Below are 24,427 nucleotides of genomic sequence, written 5' to 3'. Positions count from 1 at the left end.
CTGCCGTGCGGTGAGCGGCCGTGGGGAGCGGCCCCGTTCGACGGGGTGCCGTAGGGCCTCGGCGGATTCAGCCGCACCGGGACAGGGCGCGCATGACGTGGTTCCGCCCACCCAGAGGGACCGACCACAACGGGTGGCCGCGTACGCCCCAGGTCGCCAGGAGCGCGTTCGCCGCCTGCATGCCCGTGGTCGCCGCGCGCTCCATCAAGGCCACCGGCAGCGCGGTGCGCACCAGGTCTCCGGCGAGCACCAGGTGGGGGTGGGAGGTGAGCACGCCGGGCCGGTCCTGGTAGCCGCCGACGGAGAAGAGCGGGCAGTCCTGCCGCCACTCGTGGCGGCTGTCGACCAGGGTCGCCCCGGCGCACTCGGGGTAGATCCGGTGCAGTTCGCGCAGCATCGAGTCCGCGACGACGGTCCGGTCGGCGGCTGGGTCGACGGCGTACGCGTGGAGCTCCACCACCGAACCCCCGGTTTCCCGAGCCCACCGGGCCGCCTCTCCCTCCCAGTGGCTCAGGACACTGACGTTGTCCACCGGGCCGAAGCCGCTGGTCCCCAGGAAGCCGGGCCGGTCGGGCCGCACGGGCCGGTCCAGCCAGCAGCGCGAGACCAGGAAGGGCGGCGCCTGCCGTAGGCGTTCGACGCCCGCGCGCCAACCGCCCCTCTCCAGGCCGGGTGACGCCGCGACCACGGCCTGAAGCCCGGCCGTGTCGAGGGCGAGGACCACCGCGTCGTACCCGTGCTCCTGCGGCGCGTGAGGTGAACCGGTCGCGGTGACCGTGAGCCGGAAGCCGTCCCCGTCGGGGTGCACGGCCAGCACCGTGCGACCGGTACGGATGGCGGTCCCCATCCCGGACAGGTGGTCGGACAGCGGCTCCCACAACGCCTGCGGATACGGCTCGCGGGGAACGTCGAACAGCAGCCCCTCCGACGAACCGAGGAAGTAGATGTGGAACATCAGCACCAGCTCGGCGGCGGACAGCTCCTTCGGGTCGGCGAAGAAGCTGCGCGAGAACACCTCGAAGGCCAGGTCCCGGGCCTCTTCCGGGAAACGGATGTCGTCCAGGAAGGCGCTCGCGCTGATCCCGTCGAGCCGCTCGTACACCTCAGGGACGCGCACGTCCAGCAGCGGCAGGGCGGCCCGCGGGTTCATCCGGGCCAGGCTCGACCAGCCGAAGCTGGGGCTGAGCGCGACGAAGCCCAGCACGCTCCACGGCGGTGTGCGCGGCACGTTGCGGAAGCTGTCACGGGCGCCGGTGCCGCGCTGGAGCGGGTAGTCGGCCAGCGGTCGCAGCGAGTCGAGACCAGGGTCGACCCGACGGAACAGTGCGCGCAGGTTGTAGTACTGGCGGAAGAAGGCGTGGAAACCCCGGCTCATCGTGACCGGGCGGCCGTCGGCCAGAGTGGTCCGCCATCCGGCGGCCCTGCCGCCGAGCACCTCCTCCCGCTCCAGCAGGTCGACCCGGACGCCGCGCTCGGCGAGTGCGGCGGTCGCGGCGATCCCGGCGATGCCTCCACCCACCACGGCGACGCGGGGCCCAGGTGCCGGAACACGATCGGCGCCGTCCCGCGCCGGCCACAGGCCGGCCCTGCGATCGCGGCCGGGACGGACCGGCCGGAAGGGGGGATTCACGGGCATGCGGTGGCCTTTCGTCGTGGAACCAGAGGGAGCTCCAGCAATGAGCGCAGCATGGCCGGCACCGGTGTGGTGAGACCGATCGCCCACTCCTCGTGCAGGGTTGACGTGCCGTCGAGGAAACGCAGGATCCGGTCCGGGGGGTTGCGGCTGAACAGAGCTTCGAAGAAGCCCGCCCCACCGGCCCGGCCGGTCGCCAGCGCACGCAGCATGACGGCGTCCATGAAGCGGTGACGTGCGGCGTGCGGTACGGGTGGCCAGGGGGTCCGGCCGGCCTGCCAGGCGGCGGCCACCGCGGCCGACTGCCGCTGGATCCCGGCGAAGGAGTACCCCGTCGACGGGCGGGTGGCGCCCCCTGCCACGCCGATCCGGAACACGCTGTGCCCCGCGCGACGGGGGAAGCGCCCGTCCGTCATGGGGATGACCCCCTGTTCGACAGCTGTCACGGAGTAGTGCGAGATGCGCCTCCCGCGGACGTACTCCTCCAGTGCCGCGTCGTAAGCGGACCCCGTCATCGGTTCGGCGGAGAACTCCGTGTACTCGACCAGTGCCTCGCGAGGGGTGAAGGGCAGCACGTAGGCGAAGGACAGGCCGTGTTCGGGCTGGCGGGTGCGGAAGTCCATCAGGTCGGCGACTTCGGGGTCGAAGCGGTCGTCCCGGGTGGTGACGAACCAGCCCCGGAAGTGCTGCAGGAGCGTGGTGCGGGCGGCCGGCAGGTCGCTCGGGGGCCGTGAGTCGAAGACCCAGCGGGCGTTCAGCCGGATCGCACGTCCTGCCACGTCGTGGCCGGTCACTTCGGCGCCTCCCGGCACGTCGCGCACCTGGGTCACGGTCGCCGCGACCCTTCGTACTCCGGGCCGGCGCTCGAGCACGGCACCGACTCCGTGGAGGAAGTCGGCCGAGCGGATCATCCGGTAGGCGCGAGGGGACGTGAACGAGATGTGGCGGCCGTCCCTGGCCGTGATCCGCATCCGGTGCCAGCGGGCGGCCACCAGGCTGTCGTACTCGTCCTGCTCGTGCTCCCAGGAGCACCAGCTCCGGGCGGGGGAGCGGAGGGGCGACCCCGCCGGGGGCTCGACGAGCACGACCGATGCGGGCAGGCCGCGCGGACCCGGCGAGGCTGTCAGACGGTGGGCCAGCGACAGCCCGGCGGCGCCCGCCCCGACGATCACGACGTCGACGGCATCCAGGTGGTCGGCCTCGGTCAACGGATCCTCCCGAACGGTGACGCGTGCGGAGCGGTTGTGGCGATGATCGCCGCTTCCGCGGCCGGGAGGGACCACGGTCGACCCGGACACGCGCTTCTTGATCCGTCCGTGGACGTGCCCGCCGAGGTGCGCCTCGACGGGACCGAGGGTGGGATGGGCACTGGCCGGACATGGCCGGCGTTCGCCGTCCCCGTACCTTTCCGGCGGCAGAGGAGCACGGCATGACCCTGATGCACGGTGGCGAACTCGCGTCCGCGTTCGACCACGCCGCCACGCTGTACGACCGGATGGTCGCCGTCAATCCGGGCTACCACGCCCATCTGCGACGGTCGGCACGGCGGCTGCGGCTGCCTGCCGGTGGTTCGGGCATGCGGCTGCTGGACCTGGGGTGCGGCACCGGTGCGTCCACCGTCGCCCTGCTCACGGCGGCCCCGCGTGCGCGGATCACCGCGGTCGACTCCTCCGAGGGCATGCTCCATGTCGCGGCCGGCAAGCGATGGGGCCCTGGTGTCACCTTCCACCACGCCCCGGCCGAGGGCCTTGCCGAAGCGGGGGCGGCCGGACCGTTCGACGCGGTGTTCGCCGCCTACCTCTTCCGCAACGTGGCCGACCCTGATCTGGTCCTCGCCCGGGTGCTGGACACGATGGCCCCCGGCGGGCGCATCGCGGTCCACGAGTACACCCTCAGCGGGCGGCCTCGCCATCGCGCGGTATGGACCGCGGTGTGCCGGGGACTGCTCCTGCCCGTCGCGCGCCTGACCGGGGACCGCCCCCTGTACGAGCATCTGTGGCGCAGCGTCCTCGCGTTCGACACCGCCGACGTCTTCGCCGCACGGATGCGACGGGCGGGCTTCCGGCAGGTGCGGGTCCTGCCCTTGCCCGGCTGGCAGACCGGCGTCGCGCACACCTTCGTGGCACGAGCGCCGGTCGGCGGCCGGACGTGACACCGTGCGGGGTCCCCGGCTCGCGGTGAGCCGGGGACCCCGCCGGTTTCAGACGGACCTGCGCGCTGCGGATGCGCCGTTCGGCGATCCGGTGATGGTGAACTGGGAGCCGGGCTCGATCAGTACGTTGCCCTGGGCCGAGTTCGTGATCGTGACGTTGGTCAGGGTGGCACTGCCGCGGGCGCCGCTCATCGCGAGGATGCCGGAGCCGTTGACGGAGTTGTCGATGCGGACGTCGGTGACCTTGACGCCGGGCATGGAGCCGCCGCCCGTCTTGAACTGGATGCCGTCGTAGGTCGAGTCGTGGATCTCGGTGTCCCGGATGGTCACGCCCGGGATGTCCGTGCCCTGGGCGAAGAGCGTGATGGCGCCGAACTCCTGCGCCTCGCCCCAGAACGCGCCGCCCGTCCGGTACAGGGCGTTGCCCGAGATGGTGGTCTGACCGGAGAAGGGGATCGGGTCGTGGTCGGTGGCGAGCATGATGCCCGGGTAGTTCATCGTGTCGGAGACGATGTTGTTCTCGATGGTGTTGCCGTAGCCGCCGTAGACCGCGATGCCGTTGGCCCGCCAGGGCAGCTGGATGGTGTTGTTGCGGAAGTGGTTGTCGTGGCCGACGTCGACGGAGGTGTCCTTGACGTACTTGCTGGCCCACACCGCCAGCGCGTCGTCGCCGGTGTTGCGGAACGAGGAGTTGTAGACGGTGGAGTTGCGGGTGCCGTTGGCGAAGTTGATGCCGTCGGCGTAGGTGTCGCGGATCCGGACGCCGGTGAACTCCAGCCCGTCGCCGGGGCCCCACAGCTCGGGGATGTTGGAGTAGTCACGGCCCACCCAGACGCCGACGTTGGCGTGCTCGATCCACACGTTGGTGATCTTCGTGTCCTTGCCGAAGCGCCCGTTGAGGCCGACACCGCCCTCGGCGTTGCCGTCGCCGCCGCGGATGGTGCCCGAGCCGAAGATGGCGATGTCGGAGATCTGGGTGTTGCCGTCGATGTCGAAGCCGAAGTTGCCCTCGTGCGGGTGGTTGATGCCGCCGGCGTTCTGCGGCGGGGTCAGGGTGTAGAGCTGGGAGTGCCACATGCCCGCGCCGCGGATGGTGACGTCCTTGATGCCCACCTGGTTGTACTGGCCGCGGTTGAGCGGGTCGTCGGTGAGGATCTTCTGCTCCTGCCGCCACTGCCCGGCCGGGATCCACACGCAGGAGATCTGGCCGTTCTGGTCGGCGGTGACCGCCCGCTGGATGGCGTCGGTGTCGTCGAGCCCGTCGCCGGGGACGGCCCCGTACTCGGTGATCGAGGTGCAGTTGGCCGGCTTGCTCAGCGCGGGAGCCACCTGCTCCAGGTCGATCAGGTCGATGACGTAGTAGGCCGCCGAGTCGCCCGCGTCGCGCTGCAGACGGAACGTGGTGCCCTGCGGGTACGTGCGCGACAGCAGCGCGTGCGCCTCGTCGAACAGCCGCCGCGCGTCGCCGCCCGGCCGGTTGGTCAGCCCCTCCGGGTCGTCGGTGCTGCCGTACAGCCAGCTGTGCTTGGAGGAGAGGTTCAGCTTCTGCACGAACGTGCCGTCGGCGTACAGGCTGATGGTGGCGTCGGCTCCGCCGCCGGCGGAGGCGTCGGGGATGGAGTTGCGCACCACGATGGAGTTGGTGGACGTGGTGGAGGTGAACTCGACGTACTGACCGCCGGAGTCGAGGCGGACGGACTTGCGGCCCGAGGACTCGGTGGCGAAGTTCGTGTGCCCGAAGGTCCGCTTGGCGTCGGCGGTGAGCAGGGTGCCCTGGTAACGGCCGTCCTCGGCCTCGTACTCGGTGTACGGCAGGGCGGCGCCGCGTCCGACGACGAGGGACTTGGTGAGCACGTTGTTGTTCTCGTTGGTCTCGGTGACGACCCCGGTGGCGTCCGCGGTGGCGGTGAGCGTGGCCCCGCCGGCGGTCGCCGTCCAGGTCCCGCCGATCGCCACGTTGACCGTGGCACCGGCCGCGACCTGACCGGTCGTGCCGTTCAGCGTGGTGGTGCCGGCCTGGAGCCGGGTCACCGAACCCGCCGCGGCGGCGGTGATGCCGCGGTTGTGCACGGCGACGGTGAAGGAGACGGACGCGCCCACGGCCGGATTCGCCGGGTTCGTGGCGATGGAGGTCACCTCGAGGTCGGGGCCGGGGGCCTGGCTGACGACCAGCCGGTCCGCGGCGTTCCGGCTGTTGTTGGTGTCGTCCAGCTCGGCGACCGTGTTGCGCGGGTCGACCACCGCGGAGACGGCGTAGCTGCCGGCCGCGCGGGTGCCGGTGGAGACGGCGACGGTGGCGGACGCACCCGGGTCGAGGGCGGGCACGTCGGCGCTGCCGGCGACCGTGCCCTCCACGCTGACGTCCACGGTCGTCGCGGCCGAGCGCGCGGTGCCGGCGTTGCGCACCCCGGCGTTCACGGTGACCGCGTCCCGCTCCGACGGGGCGGCCGGTGACCAGGTCAGGCCGGTGACGGTGAGGTCGGGCGCGGGCGCCGCGGTGCCGACGACCTGGAACTCGGCGACCTGCCCGCCGGGCGCGCCGGTGTTGGAGAAGAACCGCAGGCGCACGTCGGCCCAGCGGCCGCTGACCGGGATGGTCACCGCGTTGCCCGTTCCCGGGCTGAAGGCGTAGTCCGCGCGGTCGCGCAGCGAGGTGAAGCCGGTGTCGGACGCCCCGCGGCCCAGCACCTGGATGCCCTGGGTCCTGGCGCCCCACACCGGGTCCGGGTTGAGCTTGACCACCACGGCGGTGACGTCCGCGGCGGAGCCGAGCTTCACGGTGAGGTCCGCCGGGTGGCCGGCCGCCTCCCAGTAGGTGGAGGTGGAGTCGTCGGTGGCGTTTGCGGCGACGTAGGTCTGCGTCGACGACGTGGCCTCGACCGGCTTGTTGCGCGCCAGGTTGGTGCCGGTGGGCGGCGGGTCGGTGCTGCCGCCGTCCTCTCCGTACACCTCCAGTTCGGACAGCTGCGCGGCGTTCCAGCCGGTGTTGCCGGTGACGTTGACGCGGACGTACCGGCCGTTGACGGGCGAGCTCAGGTCCACGGCGACGGTGTTGGCCTGGGCCGGGTTGAACACCCGGCCGGCGGAGGCGGAGAGCGTGGTGAACGAGGATCCGTCGGTGCTGCTCTGCAGGGAGAGCGTCTCGGTCCGGGTCTCCCAGCCGGAGGGCAGTTTGAGCACGATCCGGTCGACGGCACGGGTGGCGCCGAGGTCGACCTGCACCCACTGGGGGAAGGAGCCGGCCGGGCCCTCCCAGTAGGAGGCCTGGGCGCCGTCGGTGGTGTTCCCGGCCGGGTACGCGCCGAGGGAACCGCCGGCGGTGGCAGGGCGGCCGAGGGCGAGGTTGACGTCGGCGGCGGCAGCGTCCGAGGCCGTGGGGGCTGCCTGTGCGGTGGCGGAGATGGGTAACAGCCCGACCGTCATGAGCCCGGCCAGGACGGCGGCGGACAGCGACCGTCGGCCGAGGGGTCTCCAATGCATAGGGTCCTCTATTCCGTGGGGGCGGGGAGCGCGGCAGCCGGGCGAGGAGGAACCAGGAGGAGCAGGGGGAGCAGGGGGAGCAGGAGAAGCGGGGACCGAAGGGGAGCGTCCCGACGTGAGAGCCGGCCATGCACGCCAATTGAGTCAGCCAGTCAACTTCTTGCGGAAACTGCGTCATTAGGTTTCTCGTACGTCTCGGGTTTGTCAACAGCTTGTAATTCAGGGGTAGTTGAGGCCGAGCCGTGCTTGCGTCACTTGCGGATCGTTTGCGCGCGTGGGTCTGTGGGCCATGGCGGCATAGACCCTGTTAGACCCTACGAACGGCGTCCGGATGAGCCGGCGTCGGTGTGGCGAGCGCTCGAAGGGGATGCAATTTATTGAGTGCCCTACGCAAGATCGCTGGCGGGCATGCGAAAGGGCCGGTGCCCGGCACGATGTCGTGCCGGGCACCGGCCCCTCACGGTGTCACTTCAGGCCGAAGGCCCGGGTGACGGTCTGGGTGACTCCGCCGCCGTTGCGCTGCTCGGCGGTGACGCGGATCGACACGTAGCCGGCCCGGTGCGGCGCGTTCAGAGCCGCCTGCCAGGTGCCCTTCTTCTGCTTGAGTCCCTGGCGCAGCCAGGTCGCGCCGTCGTCGTAGGAGACCTCCAGCCGGACCGAGGAGACCGCGTCCCCCGCGGCCGAGCTGCCGAGCACCACCGGAGAGACCGAGAGTTCCGTCCTGCGCTGCGCCCGGCCCTCGGCGTCCAGTGCCGTGCCGTAGTCCAACTGCACCAACGGGACGGCCTGCACACCCTCAGGGGCACCGGAGCTGAAGCGCCACTCGGTGCGGGTGGCGGTGGAGTAGGGGCTGAGCCCGGTGTCGCCCTTGGTGTCGACGACCAGCCGGTACGGGAGCTTCTCGGGCGCCAGGTCACCGACGCCGAACCAGGGGAAGCCCTCCATGTGGGTCAGTTGCCGGTCGCCCTGGTAGAAGGAGATCGCCTGGTACATGCGCGACCCGCCGCTGTGCGCCGACCCCGCGTCGCCGAACCCCTGGATGTAGGCGCTCATCGCGTTCTCGCCCCGGTAGGGGAGGTCGGAGGTGACCATGCGCGGCCGGGTGATCGGCCCGAACCAGCGGTCCTTGTGCACACTGCCCGCCCGGTAGGTCATCAGGTCCGTCGACGAGCCGCCCCAGCCGTCCAGCGCCGCGTTCTGCTGCCACGTGACGCCGGCGGTGACCCAGTCGGTGCGCCGCCCGGGGGCGACCACCTCGGCGGGGAGCGCGTTGGGCGAGAACCCGTTGTACGGCGGATAGTCGTACGACGGGAAGTCCAGCCGCGACTCGGTGACCTGCCGTCCGGGAGGCGGGGTGAAGTCGACGTCGACGCGCGCGAGGCTGCGGGCGTCCGTCCTGGCGGAGGGATCCACGGGAATCCCACCGAGGTGCTGGTCGACCAGGTCGTACAGGTACGTCGGCGCGGGATGCGCCTCGACCGCCAGCCGCACGCCCTTCCTGCCCGCCGCGGTGGCCTCCTTGATCAGCGCCTCCCCTTCGTCCAGGGACAGCGAGGCGACCGGGAGCTGCCCGGTCGTCACCTTGTCGGGGTCGCCGTACCAGTCGCTGCCGCGGCCCTCGCGGTCGTTGACCACCAGCAGCAGTGCCGCACCGGCGGCGCGCGCCGCCGCGGCCTGATCGGCCGGCGTCACGGCGTCGCTGTCGCGGACCACCACGGCCCTGCCGCGGGCGGACACGCCGGCGTACTCGGCCCGCGTGCCGGTACCGGCGAAGACGGCGTCCAGGCGCGAGGTGCCGTCCCGCAGTGGCCGGGAACCGGGCTGCACGAGCGGGTCGTCGAGGCGGTGGCCACGGTAGGTGATCTCCAGGGGCCGCTGCTCGGCACGGATCCTGGTGGTGAAGACGAAGCTTCCCTTGCGCACCTCGTCCTTGGTCGGCAGCGCCCACAGGCTGTCGTACGTCGCCGAGGGCCAGATCCGCTCGCGCAGGGCGCTCCCGTCGCCGGGGGTCGGAGTGCCGGAGGTGAAGGAGCGGTACAGGTCGATCCTGCTGCTCACCACGCTGGTCGGCTGCGGTGTCGCCACCTTGACCTGGCGGGCCCGGGAGGCGTCGAGCACCACGGAGCGGTCGCCGGTGAGCTCGATCTCGGGTGCCGTCAGCACCGCGAGCCCGAGGGAGTGGGGCCCGTGGAGTCCCTGCACGTCCGCCAGCGACGCGACCATGTAGGAACCGGGCGCCCAGCGGCTGGTCAGCGACCCGTCGGGAACCCACAGGTAGGTGGAACCGCCGTCCGCGCTCCGGACCTCGACCTCGCCGCTCGCGGGCCGGCCCGAGCGGTCCTTCAGGCGGATGGTGAGGTCGTACTTCTCGGACTCCACGGAGACCCCGACCGCCGTGTGGACGTCACCGCCCGCGTGGCGTGCCGTGACCCGGGCGCCGTACTGGCCCGCCGCGAGGCCCTTCGGATTCACCACGACCTCGGCGGTGGCGGTGCCGTTCGCCGGAACCGTCACCCGGTCGCCGGACAACGCGAACACCTGCGCCGGGGAGTCGCCGCGGTCGACGGAGAGCTGCAAGGTGATCGGGCGGTCGGTGGTGTTGGTGTAGGTGATCTGCCGCTTGACCGGCTGCCGCGGCGCACCGGGCGACCACCGCACCAGCCCCGCGTCGACCGATCCGGTCGCGATGACCTGGTCCTGGTTGTAGGCGGCGGCCACGTTCAGCCGGCCGGTGCCCGCCCGGTAGGGGCTGTAGTCGGGGGTCGGCACGGTGGTGCCCATCAGGGCGTCCTTGATCTGCCGGCCCGTCCACCGCGGGTGCTTCTGCGCCAGGAGGACCGCCGCCCCGGCCACATGGGGCGTGGCCATGGAAGTGCCGCTGTCGACCCGGTAGAAGCCCTCGCCCCACTCCATGTACTGCGAGCGCGCCGCCAGCACGTCCACGCCGGGGGCGGTCATGTCGGGCTTGATGGCGTCGTCGTTCATCCGGGGTCCCGCGCTGGAGAACTCGGCGACGTGGTCGGACGCGTCCACCGCGCCGACGGTGAGCGCGGCGTCCGCCGTCCCGGGCGCTGCCACGCTGTAGGCGCCGGGCCCGTCGTTGCCCGCGGCGATGACGAAGAGCGCACCCGTCTCGGCGCTCAGCCGGTTGACGGCCTGACTCAGCGGATCGTCCTGGGTGTGCCAGCCGCTGACGCCCAGGCTCATGCTGACCACCTTGGCGTGCTCGGTCCGCGCCGCCCACTCCATACCGGCGATGATCCCCGAAATGGTCCCGGATCCGGTGTCGTCCAGGACCTTGCCCACCAACAGGTCGGCGCCGGGGGCGACCCCCTGCTCCTTGCCGCCGGAGGCGGCGCCCGTCCCGGCGACGGTGGACGCCGTGTGGGTGCCGTGCCCGTTCCGGTCGACGACGTTCCCGTCCGGGACGAAGCTGCGGGACGCCACGACGCGGTCCACCAGGTCCGGATGGGTGGCGTCCACCCCGGTGTCGAGGACGGCCACCCGCACCCCGGCTCCCGTGCCTCCCGCGGCCCAGGCGGCGGGCGCCCCGACCTGCGCCGTGGTGTCGGCGAGCGTCGCCTTCGCCTTGCCGTCGAGCCACACCTTGTCGACGCCGGCGGTGAACCGCGGTGCGGCCGCGGCCCGTTCGGCGTCGGCCCGCGCGGTGCCGGTGAGCGCCGACCAGAAAGCCGCCGTCTTCGACCGCCGGGTGCGGACCGCCTCGCCGCGGACCGAGGGAAGGCTGCGCGTGGTCTCGGCCCCCGGCAGCGCCGAGGAGCGGGACGTGAGGGTGGCGGAGCCCTCGGTGCGGGTGACGATCAGGGGGAGCGCGCTGAGGTGCGCGTCGTCGTAACCCTGGGCGATCAGCTGCGTGACGTTGAAGAGTTGCTTGTCGAGCAGCCCCTTCGCGATGTACGCCACCGCCTCGTCGGGGAACACGTAGGTGTCCCCGCCCTCGGTCGCGACGCGCACCGAGCCCGTGGCCCCCGGCGCGCGCTCGACCTCCACCGCGGGCGCGGTGCCTTTCGGCCCCTGGGTCACCGTCACCTTGTCACCGGTGACCAACGTGACCCGTGCGGACGTGCGTTGTGCCTCGGCGGTTGCGGGTGTCGCCGGGGCCGACGGGGAGGGAGGAACGCTGTTCGCCGCTCCAGGGGTGACGAGAGCGACGACAACGGCAGCAGCCACGGCCGCCGCATATCTTCGGGTAGAAGGGGGTCTCACATTGCCCTCCAGCGTGGATGATTGCACAAATTCGATCACCACTGAAGAGGGCGTGTAAAGAGCTTGAACCTGAGGCTATCGGAATGTAGCGTTCTCTGTTTTCGGGTCGGATGGACCTGGTCATGGCGGCCGGGTGAGGTGCCCTCAGGAGACCCCGGTGACCTGCGGGTTAAGAGCCCGGGGAGGGTCCGCGAAATTTACCGACCGGAAACAAAAGAACTCGAGCGGCGGTGCGGCCGGGGCCCCGCTTTCCCCGAAAGTTTCGAGGGCGGGAATGAATGCTCCCACCGTTTTGCCGTGAATTCGGGAGCGCCCGAAGATGTCGCCATTTGTGACACCAAAGCCGTGGGGACGCGGCCGTGACCTCAGCCAACTCCCCATGCTGGCCTGGGACATGGTGTGCGAGACTGCCGTGATCGACAGCACGTCCGACCCCCCCTCGGCGATGGAGTCCGTCATGACGACCGGCACCACCCCCCACTCACCGCGGATCGACACCAGCAGGGCCCACCCGGCGCGCGTGTACGACTGGCTGCTGGGCGGCAAGGACAATTACCCCGTCGACGAGGCCGTCGGCGAGAAGCTGCCGCCCGAGGCGCGTGACGCGGCCCGGCAGAACCGGCAGTTCATGCAACGGGCCGCCGCCTGGCTCGCCGCGCAGGGCGTCGACCAGTTCCTCGACATCGGCTCGGGCATCCCCACCGAACCCAACCTGCACCAGATCGTCCAGCGCGTGACACCCGCGGCGAAGGTCGTCTACACGGACAACGACCCCCTCGTGCTGCACCACGCGCAGGCGCTGCTGGCGGGCCGTCCCGAGGGCGTCACGGACTTTTTTGAGGCCGACGTCCGGCGGCCGGAGGAGATCGTCGAGCACGCGCGGGGCGTCCTGGACTTCACACGCCCCGTCGCGCTCTCGCTCATCGCCCTGCTGCACTTCGTCCCCGGCGAGCAGGACGCCCACGGCATCGTGCGCCCCCTGCTGGCCGCGCTGCCGCCGGGCAGTTACCTCGTCCTGTCCCACGCCGCGTCCGATCTCTTCCCGGAGCTCGCCGAACAGGTCACCGCCGAGTACGCCAAGGGCGGCATCCGCCTCGGCTTCCGTTCGCACCCGGAAGTCGCCCGATTCTTCGACGGCCTGGACCTGGTCGCCCCCGGCCTGGTGACGGCCCCGGAGTGGTTCAGAACGTCCCCGGCGCCGTCCCCCGAGGACAGCGGGATCTACGCAGGAGTAGCGCGGGTCCGGTGACGCCCGCGCCCGCAACGGTGCGAGACGCGGTCCGGCCGGGTCGCAGCGTCACCGTCCGGCGGGGAGCGGCCGTCCGGCGGGCAGGTCGTCCTCGGCGGGCCGCCACCCCAGCTCGGGCGCGACCAGGTGCCGTACGTCGTGCAGGATCTGCTCGTACTCCTCCCGGTGGAACTCGTACGGCAGTTCCAGCCGCAGCTCGGTCACCGACGCGAGGACGGGGTCCGCCGTCAACCGTTCCAGGATCTGCTCTGCGGTCCCGACCACATCGGGAGCGAACAGGACCTGCTTCGGGCCGAAGGCCCGCGGGGCAAGGGTGCGCTCGCGCCGGCCGGCCGCGTAGCGCTCGTAGCGGGCCCGGGTGACCGCGTCGGCGCTGTCCAAGGGCACGATCACACGCCCCACGGCCACGCGCGGCGCCGGCCGGGCCTCGTCGAGGGCGCGCCGGTACTCGGAGAGCAGGTTCGACTGGGCCGTCGTGAAGTCGTCGGTGCCCTCGCTGCTGACGATGTTGCCGGACAACAGGTTCAGGCCGTTCCCGGCGGCCCAGCGGACCGAACGCACGCTGCCGGCGCCGTACCAGATCCGGTCCACCAGCGCGGGGTCGTGCGGTTGCAGCCGCGGCCGCTGGGTGTTCCCGGGCGACTGGATCACCGTGTCAGGGCCGCCGAGGTAGTGGCCGCGCAGGTTGTCGACGAGCCGGGCGATCCTGCCGTACGACAGGTCCAGGCTGCGCCAGTCGCCGTCGTGCACCAGGTCGCCGAGCAGCTCGGCGTGGGGCATGCCGGTGCTGAAACCGGCCTGAAGCCGTCCCCGGGACAGCACGTCGGCCAGCGACAGGTCCTCGGCCAGCCGGAACGGGCTCTCGTACCCGATCGGGATGACCGCGGTCCCGAGCTCGACCCGCCGGGTGCGCTGCCCGGCCGCGGCGAGGAACACCGCGGCCGAGCCCACCCCGTGTTCGAGGTGGCGCTGACGGATCCAGGCGCCGTCGAAACCGAGCCGTTCGCCGTACTCGAACAGCTGCAGCGTGTGCTCCAGACCGGTGTACGGATCGTCGTCCTCGAAGTTCCCCGGAGTGAGGAACGCCAGGGAGGTGATCCTGGGGCTGGTCATGGGTGCCTCCTCACGGCGTGGTGGGCCCGGCGGCAGCGGAGGGGCGAGGCCCGCCCGGGATCGCCGCGAGCAGTTCGCGGGTGTACGGGTGGCGGGGGCGGGCGAACAACTCCTCGGCCGTCCCGGTCTCGAGTCGGAACGGATGCACACCACGGGACGGCCGCGCAGGAGCTCGGTGGACTCGATGCCAGGTGGCATGTCATCGCCCCGCAGGTAGTTCACCAGCCCCAGGTCGAAGCCACCCTCCAGCAGCCCGCGGTGGATGTCCGCCTGCTGCGCGCCGACCACCTCGACCTGGGTGACCGGGTGCGAGGCCCGGAACTCGCGCACGATCGGGATGAGCAACGGGACGGTGGCGCTGTTGACCGTGCCGAGCCGCACCATGCGGCTGACGCGGTGCTGCTCCCCGGCCGCGCCACGGAGCCGGTCGACCGCGTCCAGCACGCTCAGGATGTGGGGCAGCAGCTCCCTGCCCTCGTCGCTGATCTTCGCCCCCGACCGCTTGCGTTCCAGCAGGTCCACCCCGAGCTCGCGCTCGAGGTTCCGCACGGTCTCGCTGAGCGCCGGCTGGGACAGGTGCAGTTGCTCGGCGGCACGCCGCAGCGAGCCGGACCGTGACGGCGGCGATGTACTCGAGCTGTTCGATGCGCACGGCAGGAGAGTGCCGCCGGCAGCGAGCCGGGTTCAAGGGAATCCCTGTCACAAGCTCGTGAATACCGTCTCTCAGCATGTGGAATCGCGTCCGGGCGTTCTTGACCGGCCGGACTTCCTGCTGTTCCATCGAAGACATGAAGCGACAGGACCTCACGCGGCGACGCCACGTCGACCTCGAGCGTGTCTCCAGCTCCTTCTGTCGCCGCCGGGCCTGAACGCGCCCGAGGGAAACCCTCGCACGCACGTCGATCTCCCCCGTGAATTCGTACTGCGGCCGCCATCTGCCGTGACCGCCGCCTGCCCGGGAACCTCCGTCCCGCGCGCCTGAATTCCGGTCGACGAACCTCCTCCCCGCCCTCGCGCGCGCCGATCCGTGCGCACCTTCGCCAGGAGACCCCCATGCCCGCACCACCCGCGACCGACCCCCTCCGTTTCGCCTACTGGGTGCCGAACGTCAGCGGCGGACTGGTCACGAGCAGCATCGAACAGCGCTGGGACTACGACGACAACCGCGAACTGGCCGTGCGCGCCGAGGACAACGGGCCGTTGCCCCTCGTCCGCGAGATGGAGGCCGCCCGGCCCGCCGGCGACGCCCCCGCCCTCACCCGCACCGCTCACTGACCCGCCCCGACACCTGGAAGGTCCCGGTATGGCCACCGTCCTGTCCGTCTCCGGAAGCCCCTCCGCAACGTCCCGTACCGCGCGGCTGCTGCGCCACCTGGACGACCGGCTCACCGCCCAGGGGCACGAAGTGATCCCGCTGGACGTCCGCACACTCCCGCCCGAGGCCCTGCTGCACGCCGACTTCGGCCATCCGGCGATCGTCGAGGCCGTGGCCCTCTTCGCCCGGGCGGACGGCGTCGTGATCGGCACCCCCGTCTACAAGGCCGCCTACTCCGGGCTGCTGAAGTCGCTGCTCGACCTGCTCCCGCAGTACGCGCTCGCGGGCAAGACCGTCCTCCCGCTGGCCACCGGCGGCACCACCGCCCACGTCCTGGCCATCGACTACGCCCTGCGCCCCGTACTGAGCTCCATGAACCCCGCGCACATCACGCCGGGCTGGTTCACCCTCGACAAGGACATCACCGTGGGCGACGACGGCACGCTGACCGTGGCCTCCGCATCGGCCGAGGCACTGCGTCAGGTCACGGACCAGTTCTCCGGTGCGCTCGGCGGCCACCCCACCTTCCTGGCGGCCACCGGATGAGCGCCGCGACCACCATCGCCGACGACGCCGAGGCGCTCGCCGTCGCCGCCGCACTCGCCGCCGACTTCCGCAAGGGCGCCGCCGAGCGGGACGCACAGCGCAGGCTCCCGCGCCCGGAGCTGGAACGGCTGTCCGCCTCCGGCCTCCTCGCGGTGACCGTGCCCGCCGAGTTCGGCGGCGCGGACGTCAGCACCGGGACGCTCGCCGGCATCTTCCATCTGCTGGCCGCCGCCGATCCCAGTCTCGCCCAGATCCCGCAGAGCCACTTCGTGTACGTCAACGTGCTGCGCCGGCAGGGCACCCGCGAGCAGAAGGAGTTCTTCTTCCGCGAGGTGCTGCGGGGGAAGCGGTTCGGCAACGCCCAGTCCGAAGCGGGCACCCGGCACGTGCAGGACATCCGGACCCGGCTCACCCGGCTGCCGGACGGCACGTACGCGCTCGACGGCGTCAAGCACTACTCCACCGGCGCCCTGTTCGCCGACTGGATCCCGGTCCTCGCCCGCTCCGACGACGGGAACCTCCACGTGGCGTACGCGCCGCGTGACGCGCCCGGCCTCACCGTCGTGGACGACTGGGACGGCATGGGGCAGCGCACGACCGCCAGCGGCACCGTACGCCTGGAGTCGGTGCTCGTTCCCGCCGAACGGGTCGTGCCCCACCACCTCACCTTCCGGGGCCCGCAACTGCACGGCGCCGTGGCCCAGCTGCTGCACGCCGCCATCGACGCGGGGATCGCCGCCGGCGCGCTGGCGGAGGCCGTGGAGTTCGTCCGCACCAAGAGCCGCCCCTGGTTCGAGAGCGTCGAGGAGGGGCACGAGGCCGCCGCCGAGGACCCCTTGCTCATCCAGCGGTTCGGGGAACTGGCCATCCGGGTGCGGGCCGCCGACGCGCTCCTGGCCGCCGCGGCGAAGGCCGTGGACGCGGCGCGTGCCGACCTGACCGAGACCTCGGCCGCCGAGGCCTCGATCGCGGTGGCCGCGGCCAAGGTGACGGCTGCGGAAACCGCGGTGGAGGTCGCCAGCGCCCTCTTCGAGGTCTCCGGCACCCGGTCGGCACTCGACTCCCTGGGCCTGCACCGTCACTGGCGCGACGCCCGCACCCACACCCTGCACGACCCGTCCCGCTGGAAGGTCCAGCACATCGGCCGGTACGTGCTCAACGGCACCAGGCCGCCCCGCCACGGCCTGCTGTGACGGACCACCCCGATCGGAGAGCCCACGTGTCCCTCACCTTCCACTGGTTCCTGCCCACCAACGGCGACAGCCGCCACGTCGTCGGAGGCGGCCACGGCACCCCGGCCACGCGGTCCGGCCGCGACCGGCCGCCGACGGTCGCCTACCTGAGTCAGATCGCCCGCGCCGCGGAGGACCTCGGCTTCGCCGGCGCGCTCACCCCCACGGGCGCGTGGTGCGAGGACGCATGGCTGACCACCGCCATGGTCAGCCAGCACACGGAACGGCTGAAGTTCCTGGTGGCCTTCCGGCCCGGCTTCGTCTCGCCGACGCTCGCCGCGCAGATGGCGTCCACCTTCCAGCGCCAGACCGGCGGACGGCTGCTCCTCAACGTCGTCACGGGGGGAGAGAGCCATGAGCAGCGGGCGTACGGCGACTTCCTGGACAAGGATGCGCGGTACCGCCGCACCGGTGAGTTCCTGGAGGTCGTGAAGGGACTGTGGGAGGGCAAGTCCGTCGACCTCCGCGGTGAGCACCTCCAGGTCGAGGACGCGAAGCTCGCCCGGGTGCCCGACCCGGTTCCCGAAGTGTACTTCGGGGGTTCCTCACCGGTGGCCGGCGAGGTCGCCGCCCGGCACGCGGACGTCTACCTCACCTGGGGCGAGCCGCCCGCGCAGGTCGCGGAGAAGATCGCTTGGATCAGGGGCCTGGCGGCCGGACAGGGACGCACCCTGCGCTTCGGCATCCGGTTGCACGTCATCACGCGCGACACCTCCGAGCAGGCCTGGGCCGAGGCCGACCGGCTCCTGGACGGATTCGACCCGCAGACCGTCGCGGCCGTCCAGGCCGGACTGTCCCGCAGCGAATCCGAGGGCCAGCGGCGCATGCTCGATCTGCACCGCGGCGGCAGCCGCGACCGCCTGGTGGTCCACCCCAACCTGTGGGCGGGCATCGGCCTGGTCCGCGGTGGCGCGGGTACCGCGCTGGTCGGCAGTCACGACGAGGTCGCCGAGCGGATCAAGGAGTACCACGCCCTCGGCATCGAGGAGTTCATCCTCTCCGGCTATCCGCACCTGGAGGAGGCGTACTGGTTCGGAGAGGGGGTCCTGCCGAGACTCCAGGCACAGCGCCTGTGGCGGCACCCCTTCGGCAGTCAGGCGGCCGACTCGGCGCAGATCCCCTTCGCGGGCGCGGGAGGAACACCGTGATCCGCCCCTGAGCGCCGGGCTCCTTCTCGCACGCTGTCAGGGCCCGGGGAGCCGAGCTCCCCGGGCCGGTGCTGGGCGTCGCGCCGGGCGTCAGCGCAGCCAGGCGTGGTCGCGGACGACGGGCAGCCGGGCCCAGACGCGGCCCAGGCCCCAGGTGGTGCCCGCGGAGGCGGCGGCAAGGGCGATCAGCACGACCGCGTACACGAGGTGGTAGTCGGCGAAGGGGTTGGTCGACATGCTGGGCGACCCGTCGGCCAGGTGCCGGGCCGGAGGCCACTCGGCGACCCACATCAGGGCCATCATCGCGGTGCCGGCCACGGCGGAGATCCGCAGCGCCACACCGCTCATGACCGCGACGCCGACGCCCAGCAGGCCCAGCATGAACAGCCAGTCCGCCCAGGCGGCGCCGGCCCAGGCGTGGAAGGTGGACTGCAAGGGACCCGCGGCGACGCCGCTGAGGAACCCCTTGGTCGGCGAGCCGCCGTCGATCCAGCCCTTGCCGGAGCCGGTGGCGTAGCCGAGACCGAAGGTCTTGTCGAGGAAGGCCCACAGGAAGACGAACCCGGTCAGGACGCGCAGTCCGGCGAGGACGTACACGTGCGCGGACGTGGCGGACGTTGCCGACGCGGCAGCAGCCTCGCCGGACGGGGCGGTGCCTGTGCCGGTCCTGCGCCGTGCGGGGAGGCGGAACCCCGTGTGCCGCTGGGGGTGTCCTTGGATGGCCATGGTGCTGATCCCTTCCGATCCGGGCGGAGCGTGAACCTGGTGGATTTCGTTGCGTGTTCACTGTCCTGCGTGGCGGAGGTGCGGCGCCGTGGGCCGAAGGCCCGTGGGCATGGGGCCGAACGTCCCTTCTGCAGCGACCAGTTGGTGCACCAGCCCGTGTGCGCTGAACGGTTCGCGGACATGGGCAGTCAGCGGCGGGGCCGGCGCGCGAATGCCGCGCAGCGGGAAACGGATGCCGAGCGCCTCAGTGTTGGCCGCCCCCGGATCATGGAGGCGCAGCACGCCCACGCGCTTGACGTGCCGGGCCCCGCGGCGAGGCGGCCGAGCCGTCGACGGCGGCCGGCTCGTCGGTCGAGGACCGAGTGGGCGCGACAGGTCCCCTGCGGGAGCCGGGGCCGTGGGCGACGCCCCCCGGCCACCGCGCCGGTCGCAACGGCGGAACGCCGGTGGAGGGACGTTCGAAGTCGCCCCGATCCGGCTATCTTGAAGCTGGTCACCTGCCTGCTGTGCCGGATGGAGGATCCGTGGGGATGGACGGCAGCGAGGGCGCGGAGCGCCTGCCCCGGCTGAGGCTCGACGAGCTGCTGGACGAACTGCAGACACGCATCGACGCGGTCCGGGGGACGCGGGACCGCGTGCACAGCCTGCTGGAGGCGGTGCTGTCGGTCGGGCGGGAGCTGGACCTGCCGCAGGTGCTGCGGCGGATCGTGGAGGCGGCAGTGGTGCTGGTGGACGCCGAGTACGGGGCGCTGGGCGTGATCGGCGACGACGCGAAGCTCGCGCAGTTCCTGACCGTCGGGGTCTCGGACGAGCAGATCGAGGCGATCGGTCCCCTGCCGTCGGGCCACGGCATCCTCGGCGAACTGATCCGGCACCCCGAACCGCTGCGCCTGCGCGAGCTCTCCCACCATCCGGCCTCGTACGGATTCCCGGTCGACCACCCGCCGATGCACTCGTTCCTCGGGGTGCCGATCCGCGTCCGTGACGAAGTGTTCGGCAACCTGTACCTGACGGAGAAGCGCGGCGCCAAGGAGTTCGACGACGAGGACGAGACCGTGTTGTCCACCCTCGCCGTCGCCGCGGGCGTCGCCGTCGACAACGCACGGCTCTACCAGGAAGCCCGGTCGAAGCAGCGGTGGCTGGAGGCGAACGCGGAGGTCACCGCCAGTCTCCTGTCGGGGGTGGACGAGTCCCGCATCCTGGAGCTGATCGTGGAGCGCGCACGCCGCATCACCGGCGCGGATCTCGGGGTGGTCGCGCTGCCGGTCGACGGCACGACGGACGTGGAGGTGGCGATCGCCACCGGCACCGACGCGGACCTCCACCGTGGACTCACCCTCCCCCGGCAGGGGTCCTTCGCGGGCGCCGCCATGGAGGCCACCGAACCGATCACCAGCCCGGACGTGGAGCACGATCCGCGCATCACGGCCGGCCCGCCCCGGTTCGCCGGGCTCGGCCCTGCGGTGGCCGTCCCGATGAGCGCCCCGCAGGGGGTGCGCGGCGCGCTGTTGCTGGCCCGCGCAGAAGGGCAGCCGGTGTTCACCGAGACCGAGACGGAGTTGCTGCTGGCGTTCGCCGGATCGGCCGCCCTCGCCATGGAACTGGCCGAGCGACGCCGTGCCGCAGAGCAGATGGCACAGCTCGAGGACCGCGACCGTATCGCCCGGGACCTGCACGACCTGGCCATCCAGCGGTTGTTCGCCACCGGCATGACCCTGCAGAGCGCGGCGCGTTTCGTCGACCACCCCCAGGCGAGCGAGCGCCTGCTGCGCGCAGTGGACGACCTGGACGAAACCATCAAGATCATCCGCTCGACGATCTTCGGCCTCCGTGTCCACGAAACGACCTCGACCCGGCATGGTCTGCGGGTGCGCACTGCGAAGGGGGTCGAGGAGGCCGTGCCCGCGCTCGGGTTCACCCCGGCACTGCGGATGGAGGGCCTCATCGACACCGATGTTCCGGCCCCAGTGGCCGACGAGGTCGTCGCGGTGCTGGGTGAGGCACTCTCGAATGTGGCACGGCACGCACACGCCGGTTCGGCTGAGGTCGCCCTGGTGGTCGGCTCCGGCATCCTGGCACTTGCCGTGACCGACGACGGGGTGGGGCTGCCCGAAGGCGGCCGCCGCAGCGGTCTGACGAATCTCGCCAGGCGGGCCGAGAAGCTCGGCGGGTCGTTCACCGTCCGGACGAGGCCGTCCGGGGGGACGCACCTGGAGTGGAAGGTGCCGCTCGGCCCGGAGCCGGCGCGTGATGTCCCTCCATGACCTCCGTCGCCGACATGCGCGGGCTTGCCGGGTCCTGAGGGCCGTACCCGAGCCGGACGAGCATCTGGACGTGTCCCGGCCCGCTTTCCGCGCTGCGCAGCGCCCAACGCAGGTCGGGCCACTCCAGTGCCTGGTGCAGCAGCGACGCCCGCACCCGGTGCGCGGTGGCCACCAGAAGGACGTGCTCCAACGCCTGGCCGGCCCGCAGCCAGTCCGCACGCCGGTCGTGGGCGGTGGACAGCACCGCGATCAGCGGCTGCTGCTCGAATACCGCGGCCGGCAGCTGATTCTGCGGACCCAGCGCGGAGAAGTCCCGCATCGGCAGCCGCCCTGCGGCGTCCCGCGGGCCCAGGGCCACCGGCGTCAGGCCGTCCCGAGCACCTTCGCGGATCCAGCCCCGGCTCTCGGTACGGCGCGCGGGGTCGGTCACACCCCGCTGCTCCGCCTCCGAGGTCAGCCGCAGTATTCGCTGGGTCTCGCCGGCGTCCGGCACGTACAGTTTCGCCCCCTCCGAGTGGGCGGCGTCCGCCAGTTCGGCGAGGACCGGCCCCGGGGGCCGGTGCGCCGAGAAGGGAGCGCGGCTGCTGTGCCGGCGCCACAACGCCTGGTACAGGTCCGCACGGTGCTCCCCACCGCTGCGGGACGGTCCGGCCAGCCGTACCGAAGCCAGCAGGTCCGGCTGCGCCGGGACCGGCAGCAGCCGGACGACGGGCTCCCAGCCGAAGTGGGCCACCGCGACCCGCAGGTTGAACACCGCCGCACCGACGGACACGTGCAGCGCCCGGCCCAGTGGGTCGGCCTCACGCAGCCCGCGCTCACCCGCGGCACGGACCAGGACCGTGGCGGTGTCCGGCTCCAGGCGGAATCGCCACGGCTGGCTGTTGTGGAAGGACGGCGCGGCGACGGCGGCGGAAATGAGCTTCTCCAACGTCGCGCCGTCGAGGGTCGTGGGCATCATGGTGGTCTCCTCCCGGCCCGGAACCTGGCTCCAGGTTCCGCCCCGCCGTGCTCGCGGGGGAGGGGCCGCTCGTCCCTGAGGCACGAGCCACGCGGCACCATCTCAGCGTCGTGACTCGGCGTCCCCGCCGCCCCCGGTCTGGTGCTGGGTGGCGAGCACGGCGGCCTGGATGCGGCGCTCGACGCCGAGCTTGGCCAGCATCCGGGAGATGTGGTTCTTGACCGTCTTCTCCGACAGGAACAGCCGCTTGCCGATCTGCCGGTTCGTCAGGCCCTCGCCGATCAGTTCCAGGATCTCCCGCTCGCGCGGAGTGAGCGTGGCGAGGGTCTCGTCCTGCGGACTCGCCGGTTCTTCCTGGTGGCGCAGGCTGCTCATCAACCGGGCGGTGGTCGCCGGGTCGAGCATCGACTGGCCCGAGGCCACGGTCCTGACGGCGGAGACCAGGTCGGAGCCCTTGATCTGCTTCAACACGTAGCCGGCGGCGCCCGCCATGATCGCGTCCAGCAGGGCGTCGTCGTCGTCGAAGGACGTCAGCATCAGACAGGCCAGTTCCGGCATGCGCGAGCGCAGCTCCCGGCAGACACCGATGCCGTCGCCGTCCGGGAGACGCACGTCGAGGATCGCCACGTCCGGCCGCAGGGCTGGTCCCCGAGCCAGTGCGTGGCCGACCGTGCCGGCCTCCCCGACGACCTCGATGTCGGGTTCGGCGTCGAGGAGGTCGTGCACGCCCCGCCGTACCACCTCGTGGTCGTCGACCAGGAACACCCTGATCGGCGCCCGCGGTGAGAACTCCTCTGCACCGGTCATGGCGGCCCCCTGCCGTGTGTCGCTGCCCTGACGTCCCGTGTCCCGGTGATCCTCACCCACCAGGGCCGGGCGCGCCAGGGCCGAACGGACCCATCGGAACGGGGCGGGCCCGTCAGGGGACGTCGATGCGCCGGCCGGTGATCGCGGCCGCGTCGATCCGCACCCACTCGCTGCGGTCGTCGTCGCCCGGCCACGGGCCGCTGTACGCCCGCCGGGCGAGGTGCCGCACGGCCTCCGGGTCCTCGACGCGCCTGGCCGGGCCCCGTACCAGGACGCTCCAGCCCTGGCTGAGCGCCTCGTCCACGTGGTCCACCTCGAAGACGACCTCCGTTCCGGTGACCTCGGCCGGCCCGGAACCGGGGGCGGTCCTGAAGACGACGGAACCGTCGACCACGCTGTAGTTCACGGGCAGGATGGCCTCGCGGCCGGGAGCGGTCACTGCGATCCGGCCCACGCCGTGGCCGTCCAGGCGCGACCAGCATTCCTCGGGGGAGAGCTCCACCAGGCGTGCGTGCGATGAGGCGCGCCCGAGGCGGCCGGGCGGAAGGTCGGCCTCCCCTCCGTTGAGCGCCACGACCGTGGTGTCCAGGGCGGCCGCGAGCGTTCCCAGCGTTCCCGGACCGGGAGCGGCCGTGGACTGCTCCTCGATGAACCGCAGGTAACTGGTGGCCATGCCGGCCCGGGCCGCGACTTCCTCACGGGTCAGACCCAACTCGTCACGCCGCTTCGCCACACGGCGCCCCATGTCACCAGGGGCGGCCGGATACGGATTCGGTGCCATGCTGCTCACGTCCTTGGTCCCGAGGATCTGAGAGACCGCGCACTGCCGCGTGCGGGTCGGACCCTTACGATCGTCGCCCACCGGCGGCTCCTGAGACAGGGCCGAACGGACCCGGCAGCCGGTGAGAACGGCCTGCCCGGCCCACCCGGGCGGCCTCTTCGGCCCCTGCTCCTCAACCCCGCCTCCGTGCGACCGTCGCCGCAGGGAAAGGGGGCGTGGCCATGAGCGGTCGGGTGATGTTCTGGCGGTGGCGGCGCAATTCGATGCGACGCGGAACGGATGTCGCGGAGGCGTGGACGGGAGTGGCGGCGGCGGTCCTGATGGCCGTCGGTGGTCCCGCCGCGGGGGTCGCCTCCGCGGTCGCCGTGGAGCACGACGCGCTGCACCAAGGTGACGGCATGCGCCAGGTGACGGCAGTCCTCACCGAGGACGCGGCGGACGCGGTGGAGAACTCCTACACGGGGTCCCCCGGTACGGTGCGGGCCACCGTGCGGTGGACCGTACCGGACGGTGTCGCGCACGTCGGCAGCGCTCGCGTGGAGCCGAACAGCCGGACGGGGTCCACCACACCCGTCCGGGTGGACCGGCACGACGAGATCAGGGAACCACCGCTCACACCGGTGCAGGCGCAGGTGCAGGGCCAGGTGTTCGGTGTCTTCGCCGCCACCGGCGCGTGCGGGCTGGTCCTGGCAGGACGCTGGGCCGTCCGGCTGCGGATCGACCGTCATCGGGCGGCGGCATGGGAGCGGGAGTGGGCCGAAGTGGAACCCTCGTGGGGCCACCGGCGGGCATGATC

17 protein-coding genes and 2 pseudogenes are annotated in these 24,427 nt (G+C 72.2%); 9 read left to right on the top strand and 10 right to left on the bottom strand.

Annotation, left to right across the window (positions count from 1 at the left end; translation table 11 throughout):
- Window positions 1-67: 67 nt before the first annotated feature.
- Together PV410_RS23860 and PV410_RS23855 are read right to left on the bottom strand one after the other, a co-directional pair.
- Window positions 68-1,636 (bottom strand): FAD-dependent oxidoreductase, encoded by a 1,569-nt coding sequence (locus tag PV410_RS23860; protein WP_500327510.1) that lies wholly within the window; start codon window positions 1,634-1,636, stop codon window positions 68-70.
- A complete protein-coding gene (locus PV410_RS23855) occupies window positions 1,627-2,841 on the bottom strand; it encodes a lycopene cyclase family protein (protein WP_500327509.1) in 1,215 nt (404 codons plus the stop codon). The genes PV410_RS23860 and PV410_RS23855 overlap by 10 nt, the downstream gene beginning before the upstream one ends.
- Window positions 2,842-3,062: 221 nt before the next feature.
- On the opposite strand from PV410_RS23855, the gene PV410_RS23850 reads away from it, so the two are divergent.
- Window positions 3,063-3,785 carry a class I SAM-dependent methyltransferase gene (locus tag PV410_RS23850; protein WP_500327508.1) on the top strand — a complete coding sequence of 241 codons (723 nt, stop codon included), beginning with the start codon at window positions 3,063-3,065 and terminating at the stop codon, window positions 3,783-3,785.
- A gap of 48 nt (window positions 3,786-3,833) precedes the next feature.
- Here PV410_RS23850 and PV410_RS23845 read toward each other — a convergent pair whose 3' ends face one another.
- The gene (locus PV410_RS23845) at window positions 3,834-7,265 is read right to left on the bottom strand and encodes a CARDB domain-containing protein (protein ID WP_500327507.1); all 3,432 of its coding nucleotides are present in this window, start codon (window positions 7,263-7,265) and stop codon (window positions 3,834-3,836) included.
- 465 nt (window positions 7,266-7,730) lie between these two features.
- Entirely contained in the window at window positions 7,731-11,309 is a 3,579-nt protein-coding gene (locus PV410_RS23840) for a S8 family serine peptidase (protein WP_500327505.1), read from the bottom strand.
- Between the two features lie 640 nt (window positions 11,310-11,949).
- Between PV410_RS23840 and PV410_RS23835 the strand changes: the two genes are divergently transcribed.
- Window positions 11,950-12,741 carry an SAM-dependent methyltransferase gene (locus tag PV410_RS23835; protein WP_500327504.1) on the top strand — a complete coding sequence of 264 codons (792 nt, stop codon included), beginning with the start codon at window positions 11,950-11,952 and terminating at the stop codon, window positions 12,739-12,741.
- A 48-nt stretch (window positions 12,742-12,789) separates the two neighbouring features.
- On the opposite strand, the gene PV410_RS23830 is transcribed toward PV410_RS23835, so the two are convergent.
- Both PV410_RS23830 and PV410_RS23825 read right to left on the bottom strand, forming a co-directional pair.
- The gene (locus PV410_RS23830) at window positions 12,790-14,004 is read right to left on the bottom strand and encodes an LLM class flavin-dependent oxidoreductase (protein ID WP_500327695.1); all 1,215 of its coding nucleotides are present in this window, start codon (window positions 14,002-14,004) and stop codon (window positions 12,790-12,792) included.
- Window positions 13,984-14,506 (bottom strand): annotated as a pseudogene (locus PV410_RS23825) (LysR family transcriptional regulator); the annotation flags it as partial. The gene PV410_RS23830 and the pseudogene PV410_RS23825, both read right to left, overlap by 21 nt.
- A 76-nt stretch (window positions 14,507-14,582) precedes the next feature.
- Here PV410_RS23825 and PV410_RS23820 point away from each other — a divergent pair.
- The 5 genes and pseudogenes from PV410_RS23820 to PV410_RS23800 all read left to right on the top strand — a co-directional run bounded on the left by PV410_RS23820 (window position 14,583) and on the right by PV410_RS23800 (window position 18,095).
- Complete coding sequence (locus PV410_RS23820) at window positions 14,583-14,723, top strand: putative leader peptide (protein ID WP_500327502.1); 141 nt, start codon at window positions 14,583-14,585, stop codon at window positions 14,721-14,723.
- Window positions 14,724-14,907: 184 nt separating this feature from the next.
- Window positions 14,908-15,051: pseudogene (locus tag PV410_RS23815) on the top strand (dimethylsulfone monooxygenase SfnG); the annotation flags it as partial.
- A 106-nt stretch (window positions 15,052-15,157) separates the two neighbouring features.
- A complete protein-coding gene (gene ssuE, locus PV410_RS23810) occupies window positions 15,158-15,715 on the top strand; it encodes an NADPH-dependent FMN reductase (protein ID WP_500327500.1) in 558 nt (185 codons plus the stop codon).
- The gene (locus PV410_RS23805; RefSeq protein ID WP_500327499.1) at window positions 15,712-16,908 is read left to right on the top strand and encodes an SfnB family sulfur acquisition oxidoreductase; all 1,197 of its coding nucleotides are present in this window, start codon (window positions 15,712-15,714) and stop codon (window positions 16,906-16,908) included. The genes ssuE and PV410_RS23805 overlap by 4 nt, the downstream gene beginning before the upstream one ends.
- A gap of 26 nt (window positions 16,909-16,934) precedes the next feature.
- On the top strand, window positions 16,935-18,095 hold the full coding sequence (locus PV410_RS23800) for an LLM class flavin-dependent oxidoreductase (RefSeq protein WP_500327497.1): 1,161 nt from the start codon (window positions 16,935-16,937) through the stop codon (window positions 18,093-18,095).
- 90 nt (window positions 18,096-18,185) lie between these two features.
- Here the strand turns inward: PV410_RS23800 and PV410_RS23795 are convergent, their stop codons facing one another.
- Entirely contained in the window at window positions 18,186-18,821 is a 636-nt protein-coding gene (locus PV410_RS23795) for a hypothetical protein (RefSeq protein WP_500327495.1), read from the bottom strand.
- A gap of 530 nt (window positions 18,822-19,351) precedes the next feature.
- On the opposite strand from PV410_RS23795, the gene PV410_RS23790 reads away from it, so the two are divergent.
- Complete coding sequence (locus PV410_RS23790; protein WP_500327493.1) at window positions 19,352-21,085, top strand: sensor histidine kinase; 1,734 nt, start codon at window positions 19,352-19,354, stop codon at window positions 21,083-21,085.
- Here the strand turns inward: PV410_RS23790 and PV410_RS23785 are convergent.
- The 3 genes from PV410_RS23785 to PV410_RS23775 form a co-directional block, all read right to left on the bottom strand.
- The gene (locus PV410_RS23785; protein ID WP_500327491.1) at window positions 20,997-22,043 is read right to left on the bottom strand and encodes an Acg family FMN-binding oxidoreductase; all 1,047 of its coding nucleotides are present in this window, start codon (window positions 22,041-22,043) and stop codon (window positions 20,997-20,999) included. The genes PV410_RS23790 and PV410_RS23785 overlap by 89 nt on opposite strands.
- A gap of 102 nt (window positions 22,044-22,145) precedes the next feature.
- Window positions 22,146-22,850 carry a response regulator gene (locus tag PV410_RS23780; RefSeq protein ID WP_500327489.1) on the bottom strand — a complete coding sequence of 235 codons (705 nt, stop codon included), beginning with the start codon at window positions 22,848-22,850 and terminating at the stop codon, window positions 22,146-22,148.
- Between the two features lie 112 nt (window positions 22,851-22,962).
- Window positions 22,963-23,631 (bottom strand): helix-turn-helix domain-containing protein, encoded by a 669-nt coding sequence (locus tag PV410_RS23775; protein WP_500327487.1) that lies wholly within the window; start codon window positions 23,629-23,631, stop codon window positions 22,963-22,965.
- Window positions 23,632-23,852: 221 nt separating this feature from the next.
- On the opposite strand from PV410_RS23775, the gene PV410_RS23770 reads away from it, so the two are divergent.
- A complete protein-coding gene (locus PV410_RS23770; RefSeq protein WP_500327485.1) occupies window positions 23,853-24,425 on the top strand; it encodes an Rv1733c family protein in 573 nt (190 codons plus the stop codon).
- Window positions 24,426-24,427: the final 2 nt, after the last annotated feature.

It is taken from the genome of Streptomyces sp. PA03-5A (assembly GCF_033792725.1).
Classification (GTDB): domain Bacteria; phylum Actinomycetota; class Actinomycetes; order Streptomycetales; family Streptomycetaceae; genus Actinacidiphila.
Note: the sequence above shows the minus strand (reverse complement) of the source record. Positions and strands in the feature narration are given on the sequence as shown.